This window comes from Variovorax sp. GW823-FHT04B03 (assembly GCF_058796495.1).
Genome location: NZ_JBXAIT010000001.1, coordinates 930,578 through 948,093 on the forward strand (window position 1 = coordinate 930,578; position 17,516 = coordinate 948,093).

The window sequence follows — 17,516 nt, forward strand, 5'->3', positions numbered from 1 at the left end:
GCCGTCCGACTTGACGCGTCACTTCGCGGGCTTAGCATGCGCCGCATGCGAAGCACAGCCTTTGTTCTTCTGCTCTGTCTCGGCCTGCTGACCGCGGCCTGCGACGGCAAGCGCAAGCCCGGCATTCCGATGCCGAAGGCCTTCTTGTCGTCGAGCGTCGTGGTGGTGATGGCACCTGCGCCGTTCGTGGGTTGAGGCTGCCGGCGCGTTCAGCGCACCGGTCGCGGCGAACGTCTCAGGACGGGACGTACGCCAGCACTTCATCGCCCGCTGCATCGAATTCGCCCGTGGGCTTCCAGCCCAGGTGCCGGTAGAAGCCGTGCGAGCGCACCTGCGGATCGGGCGAGCAGCCCAGGAAGAGCCGCTGGAAGCCCAGCCCCTTGAACTCTTCGACCATCCGCGCGAGCAGCGCCTTGCCGATTCCCAGACCTTCGTACGCGGGCAGCAGGGCCAGCACGGCGATCTCGCCGGTGTCGCGGTCGCCGAAGCAATAGCCCGCCAGCTCGCCGTCGACGAGCGCAACGTAGCCGGGCAGGGAGCCGTCGGCGATGCCGGCCTGCCAGCTCTCCAAGGTGATGCCGAGCGCCTCGAGCTCGGCGACCGAGAAGGCGTTCTCTCGCGTGCGGCCGCGCAGGTCGAGGCATGCGGGCGTGTCTTCGGGAATGGCTTGTCTGTAGGTGATGGGCATGCGTCGGGTGCTCGAGGGCGCACGCAGCAGGCGGCGCGGCCTTCCGCGAGAATGCCACACGACGTGCGCCACCCGATGCACGCGTGGAGACAAGAAGAATGAAGACGACCCCAGAGACAACCATCGTCCACCAGCCCGACTCGCGCTACGCCATGGTGCGCCTGGCGCTCACGCTGCTGGTCATGACGGTCGGCAGCAGCGGCATGTACGTGGTGTCGGTCATGCTGCCCGCCGTGCAGACCGAGTTCGGCGTGGCGCGCGCCGATGCCTCCATGCCCTACACGCTGCTGATGCTGGGCTTCGGTTTCGGCGGCGTGCTCATGGGCAAGCTGGCCGACCGCATCGGCGTGATGAAGCCGTTGCTGATGGGCTCGGTCTTCCTGGCTGCCGGCTACATCGCCACGGGCCTGTCGCAAGGCATCGTGTCCTTCACCATCGCGCAGGCGCTGCTGGTCGGCCTGCTCGGCAGCTCGGTGGCCTTTGCGCCGCTGGTGGCCGACACCTCGCTGTGGTTCGTCAAGCGGCGCGGCATCGCGGTGGCGGTGTGCGCCAGCGGCAACTACCTCGCGGGCGCGGTGTGGCCGCCTATCGCGCAGCACTTCGTCGAGCAGGTGGGGTGGCGCCAGACCTACATCGGCATGGGCATCTTCTGCGGCGTGACGATGGCGCTGCTCGCGCTGTTCTTCCGCGCACGGCCACCGGCACTGGCCGAGGTGGCGCCGGTGTCGCACGCCTCGGGCGGCAGCACGCTGGTGCGCGACATGACGCGCCCCTTCGGCCTGAGCATGGGCACGGCGCAGGGCCTGCTGTGCGTGGCGGGCGTGGCCTGCTGCGTGGCGATGGCGATGCCGCAGGTGCACATCGTGGCCTACTGCGGCGACCTGGGCTACGGCCCGGCGCAGGGCGCGATGATGCTGTCGTTGATGCTGGGCTTCGGCATCGTGAGCCGGTTGGTGTCGGGCGCCATCTGCGACCGCATCGGCGGGCTGCGCACGCTGATGCTGGGCGGCGTGTTGCAGTGCGTGGCGCTGCTGCTGTTCTTGCCCTTCGACGGGCTGGTGCCGCTGTACGTGATCTCGGCGCTGTTCGGCCTGTTCCAGGGCGGCATCGTGCCCTCGTACGCGATCATCGTGCGCGAGCACTTTCCGCCCAAGGAAGCCGGTGCGCGCGTGGGCACGGTGCTGATGTTCACGCTGTTCGGCATGGCGCTGGGCGGCTGGATGTCGGGCAAGGTGTTCGACCTGACGGGCAGCTACCACGCGGCCTTCTTGAACGGCATCGGCTGGAATCTGGTGAACGTGAGCATCGCGGCGTTCCTGCTGTTCAGGGTGCGCCGGATGCGACGGGGTGGGGTGGCGGTGGCGGCCTGAGGCCGCGAAAGATCGCGCCGCCTAGCTTTCGCACCACGTGATCGATTCGGGCCGCGCGCCGTTGCGGTCGCGGAAATCGACGAGGGCCTGGCGGCACTGCGCGACGTCGATGCACCACGCGAGCGGGTACTCGTCGACCTGTCCGTTGCTCAGCGTGAAGACTTCCATGCCCGGCCGGTGCGTGTCGCCCACCGACCTGAAGCCGCTGTCGCCCGGCTCCCGCAGGTACATCAGCCATGCGTTCTCGCCGTTGCGCAGCATGCACATCGAAGGGCCGTCGGGCACGGAGACCCACAGCTCGAACCGGGAGGTCGACTGCATCAGATCGAGCGCACGGGCCCATGGGCCCGGCGCCGAAATGTCCAGCAAACTATCGTCGAGCGTCATCTGAATCACGTGCGGCATCTCGTGTCTTGCGTCCGGACGGGCGTTCCTAATTCATCGTCGGCTGCTGCGGCGGCGACGTGATGAAGAACCGGATCGGCACCTCCCGCCACACCACCGTCCCATCGTCCGGCGTCGGCTTGAAGCGCCATGTGCGGACGGTCTCGACGGCCGAGCGGTCCAGCCGTGCGTGGCCGCTCGATTCCTTCACCTCGACGCTCGCGGGCAGGCCGGCCGGCGTGGTGCGCACGCGCAGCAGCACCATGCCTTGCTCCCCGTTCATCCGCGATTCGGCCGGGTAGGGCGCATTCGGGTTGGGTGGCTGCGGTGACCACTCGCCAGGCGCCGGCGGCGGTGGTGCTGCGCAGGCCGTCAGCAAGGCGGCAACAGCGCCCGCCAGGAGCGCGTGTCGGGGAGCGTGGCGTGGTGTCTTCATCGGTGTTCCGCAATCCTTCGAAAGGAGGCCCCGCGCATTGTGACCCGGGTGCGCTCACCGCCTTCGCGCCCGGTACGTAGTTCCCCTCGCGGCTGCGTCAGATTCCGATCAGCTTGCAAAAAGAGCATCGATCCGTCCGGAACTTCCCTCCGGACGGAGACACGCCCGCACCGGTTCCACCGGTCGCGGGCGCATTCGAATCACAACACTCCGTGAGCGTATGAATGAAAAATAGAAACCTTGTCAGAGGTCTGTTCCTCATGGCGATCGCGCTGGCCTTCGGCCTGACCGCGCTGCGCTATCCCATCGGCGATTTCAGCCGGGCGGGGCCGGGCCTGTTCCCCGTGATGGTGAGCAGCCTGCTGCTGCTGATCGGCGTGGCCACGGTGGTCCGGTCGTTCGTGGTGGCGCCGGTGACGCTGGACCTGAACTTCAAGAACATCGGACTCATCCTGTCGAGCCTGTGCGGGTTCGCGCTGATCTCGATGTACGTGAACATGATCGCGGGCATCGTCTTCATGGTGTTCTGTTCGGCCTTCGCGGGCAGCTCCAACTCGTGGCTGCGCAACGTGAAGATCTCGGCGGGCCTGATCGCCATGGCGCTGGCGCTGCAGAAGCTGCTCGGCCTGAACCTGCCGCTGTTCTGAGGCCACGACCATGACGGAAGTCCTGAACAACCTGGCGTTCGGTTTCTCGCACGCCCTGACACTGCACAACCTGATGTACTGCGCCATCGGCTGCACGGTGGGCACGCTGGTCGGCCTGCTGCCGGGCCTGGGGCCGCTGGCCACCATCAGCCTGCTGCTGCCGCTGACGTACTCGATTCCCACCACCGGCGCGCTGATCATGCTGGCCGGCATCTACTACGGTGCGCAGTACGGCGACAGCGTGAGCGCGATCACGATGAAGATCCCGCACGCCAGCAGCATCGTGGCCTGCATCGACGGCTACGCGATGACGCTCAAGGGCCAGACGGGCCTGGCGCTGTTCACGGCGGGCTTCTCCAGCTTCATCGGCGGCACGGTCGCGATCCTGGTGCTGTCGTTCCTGGCGCCGACGCTGGGCGAGGTGGCCTTCCTGTTCGGCCCGGCGGACTACGTCGCGATGATGCTGGTGGGCTTCGTGTGCGTGAGCTTCGTGACCACGGGCAGCCTGCTGAACGGGCTGGCGATGTGCATGATCGGCGTGCTGCTGGGCACCATCGGCACCGACGTGAACAGCGGCATGGCGCGCTTCACGATGGACATGCCGTTCCTGACCGACGGCGTGGGCATCGTGAGCATTGCGCTGGGCTGCTTCGGCATCGCCGAGATCACCAAGAACCTCGACTCGCGCGAGGAGCGCTCGCCCTTCAACGGCAAGATCAACCTGATTCCCACCTGGGCGGAGTTCAAGCGGATCATTCCCAGCGCGCTGCGCGGCAGCGTGGTCGGCTCCATCCTGGGCATCCTGCCCGGCGGCGGCCCGACCATTGCGCAGTTCGCGGCGTACGCGCTGGACAAGAAGGTCAGCAAGTACAAGCACGAGATCGGCACCGGCTGCATCGAGGGCGTGGCCGGCCAGGCGGCGGCCGACGAGGCGGCGGCGCGCACGAGCTTCATTCCGCTCATGAGCATCGGCATTCCCGAGAACGCGGTCATGGCGCTGATGCTGGCGGCCTTCATCATCAAGGGCATCCAGCCGGGCCCGAACATGATCGCCAGCCACCCCGAGCTGTTCTGGGGCCTCGTGGCCAGCATGTGGATCGGCAACGTGTTCCTGCTGGTGCTGAACGTGCCGCTGGTGCGCTACTGGCTCTCGGTGTTCAAGATCCCGTACAGCGTGCTGTTCCCGTCGATCCTGTTCTTCTGCTGCATCGGCACCTACAGCGTGAACAACAACCTGCAGGACGTGTTCATCACCGCCGCGTTCGGCTTCATGGGCTACATGTTCATGCGGCTGGAGCTCGATGCCGCGCCGCTCATGCTGGGCTTCATCCTCGGGCCGATGTTGGAGGAGAACTTCCGCCGCGCGATGCTGCTCAGCCGCGGCGGCTTCGGCACCTTCGTCTCGCGGCCCATCAGCGGCACGCTGTTGGGGCTGATCGCGATCTTCGTGGTGTGGCAGCTGGTGGCGTTCGTGCTGCAGGCGCGCAAGAAGAACGGCGCGCCGGCTGCAGTCGCGCTGGAACCGCAAGAGTAGGTCGACATGCCCGAACAACGCCCGCCCCTTCGGCGGGCGTTGTCGTTTCAGCTCGCTTCTTCTGCCACCAGCCGCCCGAGCGTCTGCAAGGCCTGCTCGCTGTGCGCGTCCCACGCGTGGCCGTAGTTCAGCCGCAGGCAGTTGGCGAACGCACGCGTGGCCGAGAAGATCGGGCCGGGCGCGACGCTGATGCCGCGCTCCAGCGCCAGGCGATGGATCTCCAGCGCATCCACCTGCGGCGGCAGCTCGACCCACAGGAAGTACCCGCCCAACGGCCGCGTGGCGCGCGTACCCGCCGGAAAGTAGTGCCCCACGGCCTGCGCGAAGGTGGCCTGCTGCATTGCGAGCGTCTGGCGCAGCTTGCGCAGGTGCTTGTCGAAGCCGCCTTTCTCGAGGTAGTCGGCCAGCGCCAGCTGCGCGGGCACCGAGGTGCTGAGCGTGGTCGTGAGCTTCTGGCGCGCCACCTTGCGCGCGAAGCGTCCGGCCGAGGCCCAGCCGATGCGGTAGCCGGGTGCGAGGCTTTTCGAGAACGACGAGCAGTGCAGCACCAGCCCCTGCGTGTCGAAGGCCTTGGCCGGCGGCGGGCGGCGCTCGCCGAAGTAGAGCTCGGCGTACACGTCGTCCTCGATCAGCGGCAACTCATGGCGCGCGAGCAGTTCGACCAGCGCCTTCTTCTTCGCGTCGGGCATGAGGCTGCCCAGCGGGTTCTGGAAGGTGGTCATGAGCCAGCAGGCGGTCGGCTTGTGCGCGGCGATGGCCTGCGCCAGCGCGTCGAGGTCGATGCCTTCGCCCGGGTGCGTCGGCACCTCGATGGCGCGCAGGCCCATGCGTTCGAGCGCCTGCAGCGCGGCATAGAAGGTGGGCGACTCGACGATCACCGCGTCGCCCGGCCGCGTCACGGCCGAGAGGCACAGGTTGAGCGCCTCGAGCGCGCCGTTGGTGACCACGATCTCCTCGGCCGGCACGGGCAGGCCGTCGGCCAGGTAGCGCAGCGCGATCTGCCGGCGCAGGGCCGCGCTGCCGGGCGTGAGGTCGTCCACGGTGCGCCACGGGTCGAGCGACTTGGCGCTGGCGGCCATGAACTGGCCCAGCCGCGCCAGCGGAAACAGCAGCGGGCTCGGAAAGGCCGAGCCGAAGGGCACGACCTGCCGCGACATGCTGGCCTCGAGGATGTCGAACACCTGGTCGCTCACCTCGAGCGCGCGCGGGCCCTCGGCGGGGCGCGAGGTCAGGGTGGTCTCGGGCGGCGCGTCGCGCAGGCCGCCGCCGGCCACGTAGTAGCCCGAGCGGTCGCGCGCGCGCACCAGCCCGCGCGCCTCCAGCAGGTAGTAGGCTTGGAACACGGTGGAGGCGCTCACGCCGCGGCTGCTGCCCGTGTGACGCACGGAGGGCAGGCGGTCGCCGGTCTTGAGGGTGCCGTTGCGGATCGAGGCCTCGATGTCCGAGGCCAGGGCTTCATAACGCTTCATCGGTGGGCCGTTGTCATTCGCGGGGACTCTAATCTGATATGGTGAATCGAGCTGGATCTGCATCTGTTTTTTTTGCCCCGTTTGCGCGACAGTGGACCCATGTTCAATCTGATGCGCGCGGTGCGCGCCGTACTCTGGAGCTTCATCGGGCTGGGCGGCCGCCGGGCCGACGCCGACAAGCGGACCGCCCAGCTGGGCATCCTGCCGCTGATCGGCGTGGGGCTGTGCATGGCCCTGCTGCTGATCGCGGGCCTGCTGGCCCTGGCGCATTTCGCGGCAGGCACGTGATGAAGGCCGTGCTCCACTGGGCCGCGCTGGCCCTGGCGCTGCTGTTGCCGCTTGCCCCGATTGCGGCGCAGGCCGCCACCACCACCGTGCCCGACACCATCGAGCAGCGCGTGGCCGCCTGCATCGCCTGCCACGGGCGCGAGGGCGCCACCACCAACGCCGGTTTCTTCCCGCGCCTGGCGGGCAAGCCGGCGGGCTACCTGTTCAACCAGCTCGTGAGTTTTCGCGACGGGCGCCGCTTCAACAGCGACATGACCTACATGGTCCAGCACCTGTCGGACGACTACCTGCGCGAGATGGCCGAGTACTTCGCCAACCTGTCGCTGCCGTACGCGGCGGTCTCGCCGCAGAGCGACGCCTCGCCCGAGCAGCTGCGCCGTGGCCGCCAGCTGGCGCTCGAAGGCGATGCCGCGCGCCAGATCCCGGCCTGCGTGCAGTGTCACGGCGCCGCGCTCACGGGCGTGCAGCCGGCCATTCCGGGCCTGCTGGGCCTGCCGCGGCTGTATGTGTCGTCGCAGCTCGGCGCCTGGCTCACCAAGGAGCGCCACGCGCCCGCGCCCGACTGCATGGCGCAGATCGGCCAGCGCATGACCACCGCCGACATCAACGCCGTGGCCAGCTGGCTGGCCGTGCAACCGATGCCGGCCGACACCCGCCCGGCAGCCTCGCTGCCCGCGCCGCTGCCCGTGACCTGCGGCGGCATGCCCACCGCGGCGAAACCCTGAGAACCCGATGACCGCGCGACTGAGACATTTCGGCTGGGCCCTGTTGGGCCTGGTCACCCTGGCGGCCGTGTTGGCCGGCGTCGTGCTGGCGCTGAACCTGCGCGGCGAAGACCCGCTGCCCGAACGCGCCGAAGCCTTCGAAGTCACGCCGCAGCTGGTCGAGCGCGGGCGCTACCTCGCGCTGGCGGGCAACTGCGCCGGCTGCCACACCACGCGCGGCGGCCAGCCCTACGCGGGCGGCGTGCCGCTCGAAACGCCGTTCGGCACCATCTACGCGACCAACCTCACGCCCGATGCGACGCACGGCATCGGAGGCTGGAGCAGCGCGCATTTCTGGCGCGCCATGCACAACGGCCGCAGCAAGGACGGGCGCCTGCTGTACCCGGCCTTCCCGTACCCGAACTTCACGCAGGTCACGCGCGAAGACTCCGACGCCCTGTACGCCTACCTGCGCAGCGTGGCGCCCGCCACCACGGAAAACAAGGCGCACCGCCTGCGCTTCCCGTACGACACGCAGGCCGCGCTCGCGGTGTGGCGCGCGCTCTCGTTCAAGCCGCAGCCCTTCGTGGCGAACGCGAACAAGCCGGCCGAATGGAACCGCGGCGCCTACCTCGTGGGCGGGCTGGGCCACTGCATCGCCTGCCACGGCAGCCGCAACTCGCTGGGCGCGACCGAAACCAAGCTGGGGCTCTCGGGCGGCCTGATCGCGGTGGAGAACTGGTACGCGCCCTCGCTGGCCGATCCGCACGAAGCGGGTGTGGCCGACTGGCCTGCGGCCGATGTCGTGGCGCTGCTCAAGACCGGCACCGCCCCGCGGGGCTCGGTGATGGGCCCGATGGCCGACGTCGTGTTCCGCAGCACGCAGTACCTGAGCGACGCCGATCTGGGCGCGATGGCGATCTATCTGAAGGACCTGCCCGAGGCCGTGAAGCAGGATGCGCCCGCAGCCCAGAAGGCCCCCGCCACGCCGGTGCGGCGCGACGCCGGCGCCATGGTGCGCGGCGCGAAGATCTACGATCAGCGCTGCGCCTACTGCCACGGCGACCAGGGCCAGGGCGCGGCCGGCGCCTACCCACCGCTCGCCGGCAACCGCGCGGTGACGATGGCGCGGCCCACCAACCTCATCCAGGTGGTCGCGCACGGCGGCTTCCTGCCCGCGACGGCCGGCAACCCGCGCCCCTACGGCATGCCGCCGTTCGGACACGCGCTCGACGCCACCGAGGTGGCCGAGGTGCTGACCTACATCCGCGGGTCGTGGGGCAACAACGCCGCGCCGGTCACGCAGCTGGACACGATGCGCCGCTGACGCGCACGGCGCACCGCTTTTTCAGGCGGTATGCGGATGGCGCGCACTCTCGTACAGCGTGCGCGCCAGGTCGCGGTGCGTGGCCAGCAGCGGCGCCAGCTCGAAGCCCGTGAAGCGCCCGTCGCGGATGCGGACCACGCCGTCGATCACGCTCAGCGCCGCCGACACCGGCGTGCAGAACACCAGCGCCGCGACCGGGTCGTGCCAGGCGCCCGCGTGGTCCACGCCGCGCATGTCGAAGGCCACGAGGTCGGCCGACATGCCCGGCGTCAGCGCACCGATGTCGTCGCGCCCGAGCACGCGGGCGCCGTCGAGCGTGGCGATCTCCAGCGCCTCGCGCGCCGTCATGGCGGCGGGGCCGTAGCCCACGCGCTGCAACAGCATCGCCTGGCGTGCCTCGCCCAGCATGTGCGCGCCGTCGTTCGACGCGCTGCCGTCCACGCCCAGGCCCACGGGCACGCCCGCGCGCCGCATCGCGCCGATGGGCGCGATGCCTGAGGCCAGCCGCATGTTCGAGCACGGGCAGTGCGCCACGCCGGTGCCGGTGCGCCCGAAGAGCGCGATGCCGGCGTCGTCGAGCTTCACGCAGTGCGCGTGCCACACGTCGTGGCCGACCCAGCCCAGGTCTTCGGCGTACTCGGCCGGCGTCATGCCGAACTTCTCGCGCGAGTAGGCGACGTCGTTGTCGTTCTCGGCCAGGTGCGTGTGCAGCGACACGCCACGCTCGCGCGCCAGCTCGGCCGACAGCCGCATCAGGTCGCGCGACACCGAGAACGGCGAGCAGGGCGCCAGCACGATGCGGCGCATCGAATGGCGCGCGGGGTTGTGCCAGCGGTCGATGAGGCGCTCGCTGTCGCGCAGGATCGCGGCCTCGGTCTCCACCACCTCGTCGGGCGGCAGGCCGCCGGCGCTGCGGCCCACGCTCATGCTGCCGCGCGCCGCGTGAAAGCGCATGCCCATGGCGTCGGCGGCCTCGATCGAGTCGTCGAGCCGCGAGCCGTTCGGGAACAGGTAGAGGTGGTCGCTGGTGGTGGTGCAGCCCGAGCGCATGAGCTCGGCCATGGCGGTCTGCGTCGACACGCGGATCATCTCGGGCGTGAGCCGCGCCCACAGCAGGTACAGGTGGGTGAGCCACCCGAAGAGCTCGGCGTCCTGTGCCTCGGGAACGGCACGCGTGAGGCTTTGGTACATGTGGTGGTGCGTGTTCACCAGCCCGGGCATCACGACATGGCCGTGCATGTCGATGGCCTCGGCCTGGCCGCTGCGCAGCGCGTCGAGGTACGCCGCCGGCAGCTCGGCCGTGGCGCCCACCCAGGCGACGGCGGGGCCGTCCATCACCACGGCGCCGTCGGCGATCTCGCGCCGCGCGGCGTCCATGGTGACGAGCACGTCGGCGTGGCGGACGATCAGCAGCGGCGGGCGCTGCGGTGAAGAGGACGAAGGGTTCTGGAAAGTCATTCGGTACCGTGCGAAGTGCGCGCCGCCATCGCGAAGGAGCGTTCCTTCGACAGCACGCCGTTGTAGAAAAGATTGAGCAGCACCGCGGCCAGCGTGCCCAGCACGATGCCGCTGTGTGTCAGCGGATGGGTCCAGGCGGGGAAGTGCTGGAAGAAGTTGGGCGACAGCGTGGGCACCAGGCCCAGGCCGATGGAGATAGCGATCACGTACAGCGCATGGCGGTTGTGCGCATAGTCGATCGCGCCCAGGATGCGCACGCCTGTGGCCGCCACCATGCCGAACATCACGATGCCCGCGCCGCCGAGCACGAACTGCGGCACCGAGGCCACGATGTGCGCGATCTTCGGAAAGAGCGCCAGCGCGATCAGCATCAGGCCACCGCCCGCCGCCACGTAGCGCGAGCGCACGCCCGTCACCGTGACCAGCCCCACGTTCTGCGAGAACGAGGTGTAGGGGAAGGTGTTGAACACGCCGCCGATGACCGTGCCCAGCCCGTCGGCGCGCAGCCCGCGCGTGAGCGCGTCGGTCGTCACCTTGCGGCCGGTGATCTCGCCCAGCGCGAGGAACATGCCGGTGGATTCGACCAGCGTGATGAGCATCACGATGCACATCGAGGCGATGGCCGTGAGCTCGAAGCGCGGCAGGCCGAAGTGGAAGGGCGTGGTCACGGCCATCCAGCTCGCTTCCTCGAGCCCGTCGAAGTGCATGCGCCCGAGCGCCAGCGACAGGCCCACGCCGAACACGATGCCCAGCAGCACCGCGATGTTGGCGATGAGGCCCTTGCCGAAGCGCGTGATCGCGATGATCACCGCCAGCACGGCCGCGGCAATCGCCAGGTTCACCGGCTCGCCGTAGGCCGGGTTGGCCACCGCGTGCGCCACGCCGTCGACCATGCGGGTCGCGGTGGGCTGGCCGCCGGCCGCCCAGTTGATGGCCACGCCCATGAGCGACACGCCGATCAGCGTGATGACCGTGCCTGTGACCAGCGGCGGAAACACGCCCAGCACGCGCCCCATGAGCGGCGCGACGAGCATGCCGAACACGCCCGCCACGATGGTCGCGCCGTAGATGGCGGGCAGCCCGAGCGAGGGGTCCATGCCGATGGCGATCATCGGCCCGACGGCCGCGAAGGTCACGCCCATCATCACCGGCATGCGGATGCCGAAGCGCCAGAAGCCGATGGCCTGCACCAGCGTGGCGATGCCGGCGGCGAACAGGTCGGCGTTGATGAGGAACGCGATGTCGGCCTTCGAGAGGCCGAGCGCGCCGCCCACGATGAGCGGCACGGCCACCGTGCCTGCGTACATCACGAGCACGTGCTGCAGGCTCAATGCGCCGCAGCGGGCGAGCGGAAGCTTCTGGTCGACCCCTTCGCCGTCTCCTGCGGGGGTCTTTTTATCGTTCGAGAACATGGGAACCTTTCCTGCCGATGAACCGGCGCGGCAGTCTAGGAGCGATGTCTTTGCACATGCAAAGTCAATAAATGACGCGCCCTGTGCACAAAAAGTGGACGGTCATCGAAGGGCGAATGTCAGGGCGCCAGCAGGTCGTCCAGGCAGGCCACCAAGTGGTTCGCGAACAGCTCGGCCGCGGCGCTCGGCGCCTGCGCGGCGCGGGTCTCGAGCGTGAGCGTCTGGGCGCGCAGCGTGGTGTCGCGCAGCGGCACGAAGACGAGGCTGCCGTCGTTGCGCTCCTCGTCCACGTCCAGGCGGTTCAGCAGCGTGATGCCGCCGCCGTCGCGCACCAGCCGGCGCATCAGCGCGGTGGACGTGGTCTCGACCACCGGCGACACGCGGATGGCCGAGCGCTCGAAGGCGGCATCGAGGATCGGGCGGATCGACAGCGACGGCGCGGGCAGGATCAGCGGGTAGCCCACGCACTCCGCCAGCAGCGCGGTCGCATGCGCCGTGAGCGGATGGCCCGGCGGCACCACCGCGCCGATCGGCCACTCGCTGCTGAACAGCGTGCGAAAGCCGGCCGTGCCGGGCACGTCGTAGGCCAGCGCCAGGTCGGCATCGCCTTCGGCCACGCTGCGCAGCACGGCCGCGATGGGCAGGCCCAGCAGCTTCAGCTGGATGCCCGGGTGCGCCGCGCGAAAGCGCTGCACCACGGCCGGCAGGAAGGCGTCGGCCAGGCCGGCGGTGGTGGCCAGCGTGACCTCGCCCTGGCGCAGGCCGCGCACGTCCTCGATGCGCTGGCGCACGAGGTCGAACTCGCGCAGCGTGCCGCGCGCGTGCGCCAGCACGATCTCGCCCACGGGCGTGAGCTTGAGCGTGTTGTGGATGCGCTCGAACAGCGGCGCGCCCAGTTCTTCCTCGAGGTTGAGGATCTGGCGGTTGACGGCCGTGGGCACCACGTGCAACTGCTCGGCCGCCTTGCGGATCGAGCCCGCGCGAACCACTTCGACGAAGTACCGGATGACCTTGGCGTGCATGAATTCCCCCGCGCCGCTGGCGGGCGCGGGGGGATCATGCCTACGTCTTCAGAGGTCGGGCAAGCCCATCGCCGGATCGCTGACCGTGTGCCTGCCGGTTTCCACGCGGCCGGCGAAGCGGCGGTAGAAGGCCGGGTCGCTGTCGCAGGTGACGGCGAAGTCGTACCACTGGCCGCTGGTGGCGAGTTCCCAGTGCTGTTCGGCCTGGGCGCCGCCGTTCACCGTGGCGTTCCACGGGCCGTCGTCGCGGTAAGCCTTGGCGCGCACCGTGAACTTGCACGCGGCCTTGCCGTCGTTGCGCATCTGCAGGTAGACGTTGCCGTTGGCGATGTCGTAGCAGACACGCACCTCGGGCGCGGCCACGCCGCCGGCGCGCAGGCGGTTGAGGTCGCCTTTGAAGTGGCGGTGGTAGCCGTTGGGGCCGAGCACCCACAGGTCGTAGAAGCCGCTGTTGTCGGTCGCAGCGGCCCAGCTGTCGTCGAGCGTCTTGCCGGGCTCGACCATGTAGCGGCGCGGCAGGCGGTCGAGGTTGAGCTTGTCGTACACATGGAACACGGCGGCGGCCTTGCCGGTGTTCGAGAAGACCAGCTTCACGATGCCGGCGAGGGTGTCGGCCCTGGCGCTCGTGTGCAGCTCGTAGGGCAGGGCGCGCGACGGGCGCGTGCCGGTGGCCTGGCGCGGCAGCTGCGGATCGGTCGGCAGCGGCACCAGCGGCAGTGCCTGCTGGTCGTTGCGCACCTTGTCGGCGTCGGTCCGGCTCAGTTTGCCCGCGAGTGTGGGCGGGGCCTCGGTGTTCGGCGTGGCGAAGTTGAAGGCGCTCGTGAGGTCGCCGCACACCGCGCGGCGGAACGGCGAGATGTTGGGCTCCTTCACACCGAAGCGCGTTTCGAGGAAGCGCAGCACCGAGGTGTGGTCGAAGGCCTGCGAGCTGACCCAGCCGCCGCGGCTCCAGGGCGAGATCACGTACAGCGGCACGCGCGGGCCGGGGCCGAACACGCGGCTGTCGGGCTTCGGTTGCGAGGTGCTGCCGTCGGGTGCCGGCTGCGTGAAGTACTCGGCCTTCAGGTCGTCGGCGGCGAGCGTGGTCTTGCCGGCCGGCGTCTTGTCGGGATTGAGCGAAGGCGCCGAGGGCGAGGGCATGTGGTCGAAGTAGCCGTCGTTCTCGTCGAAGTTCACCAGCAGCACGGTCTTGCTCCACACCTCGGGCACGGCGGTGAGCGCATCGAGGATTTCCTGGATGAACCATGCGCCCTGCACCGGGCTGGACGGGCCCGGATGCTCGCAGTAGGCGGAGGGCGCGTTGATCCAGCTCACCTGCGGCAGGCGGCCGGCCTTGATGTCGCGCCGGAACGCGTCCAGGTAGTCCTCGGGCTTGTCGCCGGGCAGCGTGTTGGCGATGCCCTTGTACAGCGGGTTGCCGGGGTTGTCGCTGGCCGCGTCGTAGGCGTGGAAGGGAAGCTTCTGGCCCGTGTCGGAAAACGGCGCCTTGTAGTAGCCGCTGGTCACCGGGTAGGGCGACGCGCGGTTGGCGCGGCGGAACTGGCGGAACGCGCCCAGCATGTTGTCGCCCCATTCGTCGGGCATGTTCTGGTAGCAGATCCAGCTCACGCCGGCATCTTCGAGGCGCTCGGCGTAGGTCTTCCACGTGTAGCCGGTGTCGACCTTGCTGGGGGTGGCGTCCAGCCAGTCCCACTCGTTGCTGACGAAGGCCACGTTCTGCGCGGTCGGGCCGTTGGTGCCGGTGATGTGGAACGAGCGGTTCGCGTCGGTGCCGGTGTGCATCGCGCAGTGGTACGCATCGCACAGCGTGAAGGCATCGGCCAGCGCGAACTGGAACGGGATCTCGGCCTGCTTGTGGTAGCCCATGGCCTTGGGCGTCTTGTAGCGCGCCCATTCGTTCATGCGGCCGCCGCCCCAGGCCTGCTGGCTGTCGTCCCAGTCGTGCGGCGTGCCGCCGTCGCGCTGTGCGTTGCCCTTGCGGCTGTCGAAGTGGTAGGGCAGCACCACGTTGCCGTTGGCATCGCTTTGCTGCCAGACGTTGAGGCCCTTGGGCAGCGGAATGGGGAAGCGGTCGCCGAAGCCACGCACGCCGGCGAGCGTGCCGAAGTAGTGGTCGAACGAACGGTTCTCCTGCATCAGGATCACGACGTGCTCGACGTCCTTGATCGTGCCGGTCTTGTTGTTGGCCGGAATGGCCAGTGCGCGCCGGATGCTCGGCGGAAAGGCCGAGAGCGCGAGCGCGGCGGCACCGGTGGTGGCGGTGCCGGTGAGGAAGTGGCGGCGGGAGGTCATGGTGTCACCCTGGCCTCAGGCGGCGGCCGTGCCCATGGCCGGGTCGCTCACCGAATGCCGGCCGGTTTCCACGCGGCCCGCGAAGCGGCGGTAGTAGCTGGTGTCGGCGTCGCAGGTCACTTCGAAGTCGTACCAGGCGCCGCTGGCGGCCAGGTCCCAGTGCTGCTCGGCCGAGGTGCCGCCGGCCACGGTCGCGGTCCACGGGCCGTCGGTGCGGTAGGCCCGGGGGCGCACGGTGAACTTGCAGGCGTTGCGGCCGCCGTTGAGCATCTGCAGGTAGACGTTGCCGTTGGCGATGTCGTAGCACACGCGCACTTCGGGGTTGGGCGCATCGCCGGCGCGCAGGCTGTTCAGGTCGCCGCGGAAATGGCGGTGGAAGCCATTGGGGCCGAGCACCCACAGGTCGTAGAAGCCCGTGTTGTCGAGCATCGCGTTCCAGGTGTCGTCCAGCGTCTTGCCGGCCTCGACCATGTAGCGGCGCGGCAGGCGTTCCAGGTTGAGCTTGTCGTACACATGGAACACGGCGGCGGCCTTGCCGGTGTTGGCGAACAGCAGCCGCACCTTGCCGCTGGTGGCGTCGTTGCGCGCGCTCACGTGCAGTTCGTAGGGCAGGGCGCGCGAAGGGCGCGTGCCGGCGGCCTGGCGCGGCAGCTGCGGCGTGGCGGGTATCGGGACCTGCGCCTGGGCTTCCTGCGCCGCGCGCTTGTCGTTCGCCTGCGTACGGGTCGTGCGGCCGGCCAGCGTCGGCAGCACTTCGTTGTTGGGCGTGGCGAAGTTGAAGGCGCTCGTGAGGTCGCCGCACACCGCGCGGCGGAACGGCGAGATGTTCGGCTCCTTCACGCCGAAGCGCGCCTCGATGAAGCGGATCACCGAGGTGTGGTCGAAGGCCTGCGAGTTCACCCAGCCGCCGCGGCTCCAGGGCGAGATCACGTACATCGGCACGCGCACGCCGGGGCCGTAGACGCGGCCGTCGGGTGCGGGCTGCTTGGTGGTGCCCGGCGGCTTGGGGTGCGTGAAGCGTTCGAAGGCGATGTCGGCCTCGGGCAGCGTCGTCTTGCCGGCGGGCGAGCCGTCGGGGTTGAGCGAGGGCGCGGCGGGCGAGGGATAGTGGTCGAAGTAGCCGTCGTTCTCGTCGAAGTTGATGAGCAGCACGGTCTTGCTCCACACCTCGGGCACGGCGGTGAGGGCATCGAGCGTTTCCTGGATGTACCAGCCGCCTTCGACCGGGCTCGACGGTCCGGGGTGCTCCGAGTAGGTGGCGGGCGCGATGATCCACGACACCTGCGGCAGCTTGCCGTTCTTCACGTCGTTGCGGAAGGCGTTCAGGTACTCGTCCACGTTGGCGCCGGGCATCGTGTTGGCGATGCCCTTGTACAGCGGGTTGCCGGCATCGTCGCTGGCCGGGTCGTAGGCCGGCACCGGGCCGGTGTTCTTGATCGGCTTGCCCGAGGCCTCGCTGGCCTGGCGGTACTGCTTGAAGCCGACCAGCGGGTTGTCGCCGAAGTTGTCGCGCATGTTTTCATACACGATCCAGCTGACGCCGGCGGCCTGCAGGCGCTCGGGGAAGGTCTTCCACTCGTAGCCGGTGGTCGAGGGCGGCGTGTAGCTGTCGTCCCACTCGTTGGTGACCGAGGCCACGTTCGCACCCGTGGGGCCGTTGGTGCCGGTCCAGTGGAACATGCGGTTCGAGTTGGTGCCGGTGTGCATGCTGCAGTGGTAGCCGTCGCACAGCGTGAAGGCGTTGGCCAGCGCGAACTGGTACGGCAGCTCGGCCTGCTCGAGGTAGCCCATGGCCTGGGTGTACGGCGCGGTGCCGGTCTTCTTGTACTTGACCCACTGGTACGCGCGGCCGCCGTCCCAGGCGTTCTGGCCGTCGTTCCAGTCGTGCGGCGTGCCGGCGACGCGCTGTGCGTTGCCCTTGGTCTGGTCCAGGTGGTAGGGCAGCACGGGCGCGCCCGTCTCGTCGGCCTGCTGCCAGACGTTGCGCCCGCCCGGCAGCGGAATGGTGAAGCGATCGCCGAAGCCACGCACGCCGGCCAGCGTGCCGAAGTAGTGGTCGAACGAACGGTTCTCCTGCATCAGGATGACGATGTGCTCGACGTCCTTGATGGTGCCGGTCTTGTTGTTGGCCGGAATGGCCAGGGCGCGGCGGATGCTCGGCGGGAAGGCCGAGAGTGCGAGGGCGGCGGCGCCGGTGGTGGCGGTGCCCGTGAGGAATTTGCGGCGTGAATTCATGGTCTTGTCGTGGGATGTCATGACGTCGCGTGTCACGGTGCGCAGCGCATTTCGGGCTTGACGCCGGGCTCGGGTTGGGGCTGCGGTTGCGGCGTGATGACGGGCGGAATGCCGCCGCCGCCGTTGTCGCTGCCGCCGCAGGCGGACAGCGTGCAGGCCAGGAGGAAGGCGGCCAGCAGGCGCGCGGGGAGGGAAGCTTGGAGCAGCATGGGGTGATCCTCTCTTTGTGATGTCGTGGAGATCGGGGTGA

17 protein-coding genes are annotated in these 17,516 nt (G+C 69.3%); 7 read left to right on the plus strand and 10 right to left on the minus strand.

The annotated features are described in order from the left end of the window. Positions 1-45: 45 nt before the first annotated feature. Positions 46-195 (plus strand): hypothetical protein, encoded by a 150-nt coding sequence (locus AC1RAD_RS04165; protein ID WP_167394971.1) that lies wholly within the window; start codon positions 46-48, stop codon positions 193-195. A 40-nt stretch (positions 196-235) separates the two neighbouring features. Here the strand turns inward: AC1RAD_RS04165 and AC1RAD_RS04170 are convergent, their stop codons facing one another. Next, the gene (locus AC1RAD_RS04170; RefSeq protein ID WP_492734021.1) at positions 236-688 is read right to left on the minus strand and encodes a GNAT family N-acetyltransferase; all 453 of its coding nucleotides are present in this window, start codon (positions 686-688) and stop codon (positions 236-238) included. Positions 689-786: 98 nt separating this feature from the next. Here AC1RAD_RS04170 and AC1RAD_RS04175 point away from each other — a divergent pair, with 98 nt between their 5' ends. Then, positions 787-2,058 carry an MFS transporter gene (locus tag AC1RAD_RS04175; protein WP_492734022.1) on the plus strand — a complete coding sequence of 424 codons (1,272 nt, stop codon included), beginning with the start codon at positions 787-789 and terminating at the stop codon, positions 2,056-2,058. A gap of 21 nt (positions 2,059-2,079) precedes the next feature. Here AC1RAD_RS04175 and AC1RAD_RS04180 read toward each other — a convergent pair whose 3' ends face one another. Then, positions 2,080-2,463 carry an Imm1 family immunity protein gene (locus tag AC1RAD_RS04180; protein WP_492734023.1) on the minus strand — a complete coding sequence of 128 codons (384 nt, stop codon included), beginning with the start codon at positions 2,461-2,463 and terminating at the stop codon, positions 2,080-2,082. A 28-nt stretch (positions 2,464-2,491) separates the two neighbouring features. After that, the gene (locus AC1RAD_RS04185) at positions 2,492-2,878 is read right to left on the minus strand and encodes an energy transducer TonB (RefSeq protein WP_492734024.1); all 387 of its coding nucleotides are present in this window, start codon (positions 2,876-2,878) and stop codon (positions 2,492-2,494) included. A 224-nt stretch (positions 2,879-3,102) separates the two neighbouring features. Here AC1RAD_RS04185 and AC1RAD_RS04190 point away from each other — a divergent pair, with 224 nt between their 5' ends. After that, the gene (locus tag AC1RAD_RS04190) at positions 3,103-3,525 is read left to right on the plus strand and encodes a tripartite tricarboxylate transporter TctB family protein (RefSeq protein WP_354345540.1); all 423 of its coding nucleotides are present in this window, start codon (positions 3,103-3,105) and stop codon (positions 3,523-3,525) included. A 10-nt stretch (positions 3,526-3,535) separates the two neighbouring features. Beyond that, positions 3,536-5,059 (plus strand): tripartite tricarboxylate transporter permease, encoded by a 1,524-nt coding sequence (locus tag AC1RAD_RS04195; RefSeq protein ID WP_492734025.1) that lies wholly within the window; start codon positions 3,536-3,538, stop codon positions 5,057-5,059. A gap of 47 nt (positions 5,060-5,106) precedes the next feature. On the opposite strand, the gene AC1RAD_RS04200 is transcribed toward AC1RAD_RS04195, so the two are convergent. Further along, entirely contained in the window at positions 5,107-6,528 is a 1,422-nt protein-coding gene (locus AC1RAD_RS04200; RefSeq protein ID WP_492734026.1) for an aminotransferase-like domain-containing protein, read from the minus strand. A 99-nt stretch (positions 6,529-6,627) separates the two neighbouring features. Here AC1RAD_RS04200 and AC1RAD_RS04205 point away from each other — a divergent pair, with 99 nt between their 5' ends. From AC1RAD_RS04205 to AC1RAD_RS04215, 3 genes are read left to right on the plus strand one after another with little or no spacing between them, the layout of a single operon-like run. Beyond that, a complete protein-coding gene (locus AC1RAD_RS04205) occupies positions 6,628-6,816 on the plus strand; it encodes a DUF2970 domain-containing protein (RefSeq protein ID WP_056573062.1) in 189 nt (62 codons plus the stop codon). Beyond that, a complete protein-coding gene (locus AC1RAD_RS04210; RefSeq protein ID WP_492734027.1) occupies positions 6,816-7,541 on the plus strand; it encodes a c-type cytochrome in 726 nt (241 codons plus the stop codon). Before AC1RAD_RS04205 ends, AC1RAD_RS04210 begins: the two co-directional genes overlap by 1 nt. 7 nt (positions 7,542-7,548) lie before the next feature. Continuing rightward, positions 7,549-8,847: a c-type cytochrome gene (locus tag AC1RAD_RS04215; RefSeq protein WP_492732151.1), complete on the plus strand. Its 1,299-nt coding sequence runs from the start codon at positions 7,549-7,551 to the stop codon at positions 8,845-8,847. A gap of 21 nt (positions 8,848-8,868) precedes the next feature. On the opposite strand, the gene AC1RAD_RS04220 is transcribed toward AC1RAD_RS04215, so the two are convergent. From AC1RAD_RS04220 to AC1RAD_RS04245, 6 genes are all read right to left on the minus strand, one after another. Continuing rightward, complete coding sequence (locus tag AC1RAD_RS04220) at positions 8,869-10,305, minus strand: 8-oxoguanine deaminase (RefSeq protein WP_492734028.1); 1,437 nt, start codon at positions 10,303-10,305, stop codon at positions 8,869-8,871. Beyond that, a complete protein-coding gene (locus AC1RAD_RS04225) occupies positions 10,302-11,717 on the minus strand; it encodes a nucleobase:cation symporter-2 family protein (protein WP_492732148.1) in 1,416 nt (471 codons plus the stop codon). The genes AC1RAD_RS04220 and AC1RAD_RS04225 overlap by 4 nt, the downstream gene beginning before the upstream one ends. 119 nt (positions 11,718-11,836) lie before the next feature. After that, positions 11,837-12,739, minus strand: a complete 903-nt coding sequence (locus tag AC1RAD_RS04230; protein WP_492734029.1) for a LysR substrate-binding domain-containing protein — start codon at positions 12,737-12,739, stop codon at positions 11,837-11,839. 48 nt (positions 12,740-12,787) lie between these two features. Then, positions 12,788-15,031: a phosphocholine-specific phospholipase C gene (locus tag AC1RAD_RS04235; protein WP_492734030.1), complete on the minus strand. Its 2,244-nt coding sequence runs from the start codon at positions 15,029-15,031 to the stop codon at positions 12,788-12,790. A gap of 15 nt (positions 15,032-15,046) precedes the next feature. Further along, positions 15,047-17,266 carry a phosphocholine-specific phospholipase C gene (locus AC1RAD_RS04240; protein WP_492734548.1) on the minus strand — a complete coding sequence of 740 codons (2,220 nt, stop codon included), beginning with the start codon at positions 17,264-17,266 and terminating at the stop codon, positions 15,047-15,049. 32 nt (positions 17,267-17,298) lie between these two features. After that, positions 17,299-17,475 (minus strand): hypothetical protein, encoded by a 177-nt coding sequence (locus tag AC1RAD_RS04245; protein ID WP_185993741.1) that lies wholly within the window; start codon positions 17,473-17,475, stop codon positions 17,299-17,301. Positions 17,476-17,516 lie beyond the last annotated feature (41 nt).

Coding starts and splice junctions, on each gene's coding strand:
- AC1RAD_RS04230 (WP_492734029.1), bottom strand. CDS start 12,739: ATGCACGCCAAGGTCATCCGGTACTTCGTCGAAGTGGTTCGCGCGGGC.
- AC1RAD_RS04240 (WP_492734548.1), bottom strand. CDS start 17,266: ATGAATTCACGCCGCAAATTCCTCACGGGCACCGCCACCACCGGCGCC.
- AC1RAD_RS04190 (WP_354345540.1), top strand. CDS start 3,103: ATGAAAAATAGAAACCTTGTCAGAGGTCTGTTCCTCATGGCGATCGCG.
- AC1RAD_RS04220 (WP_492734028.1), bottom strand. CDS start 10,305: ATGACTTTCCAGAACCCTTCGTCCTCTTCACCGCAGCGCCCGCCGCTG.
- AC1RAD_RS04210 (WP_492734027.1), top strand. CDS start 6,816: ATGAAGGCCGTGCTCCACTGGGCCGCGCTGGCCCTGGCGCTGCTGTTG.
- AC1RAD_RS04245 (WP_185993741.1), bottom strand. CDS start 17,475: ATGCTGCTCCAAGCTTCCCTCCCCGCGCGCCTGCTGGCCGCCTTCCTC.
- AC1RAD_RS04165 (WP_167394971.1), top strand. CDS start 46: ATGCGAAGCACAGCCTTTGTTCTTCTGCTCTGTCTCGGCCTGCTGACC.
- AC1RAD_RS04180 (WP_492734023.1), bottom strand. CDS start 2,463: ATGCCGCACGTGATTCAGATGACGCTCGACGATAGTTTGCTGGACATT.
- AC1RAD_RS04225 (WP_492732148.1), bottom strand. CDS start 11,717: ATGTTCTCGAACGATAAAAAGACCCCCGCAGGAGACGGCGAAGGGGTC.
- AC1RAD_RS04235 (WP_492734030.1), bottom strand. CDS start 15,031: ATGACCTCCCGCCGCCACTTCCTCACCGGCACCGCCACCACCGGTGCC.
- AC1RAD_RS04170 (WP_492734021.1), bottom strand. CDS start 688: ATGCCCATCACCTACAGACAAGCCATTCCCGAAGACACGCCCGCATGC.
- AC1RAD_RS04185 (WP_492734024.1), bottom strand. CDS start 2,878: ATGAAGACACCACGCCACGCTCCCCGACACGCGCTCCTGGCGGGCGCT.
- AC1RAD_RS04215 (WP_492732151.1), top strand. CDS start 7,549: ATGACCGCGCGACTGAGACATTTCGGCTGGGCCCTGTTGGGCCTGGTC.
- AC1RAD_RS04200 (WP_492734026.1), bottom strand. CDS start 6,528: ATGAAGCGTTATGAAGCCCTGGCCTCGGACATCGAGGCCTCGATCCGC.
- AC1RAD_RS04195 (WP_492734025.1), top strand. CDS start 3,536: ATGACGGAAGTCCTGAACAACCTGGCGTTCGGTTTCTCGCACGCCCTG.
- AC1RAD_RS04205 (WP_056573062.1), top strand. CDS start 6,628: ATGTTCAATCTGATGCGCGCGGTGCGCGCCGTACTCTGGAGCTTCATC.
- AC1RAD_RS04175 (WP_492734022.1), top strand. CDS start 787: ATGAAGACGACCCCAGAGACAACCATCGTCCACCAGCCCGACTCGCGC.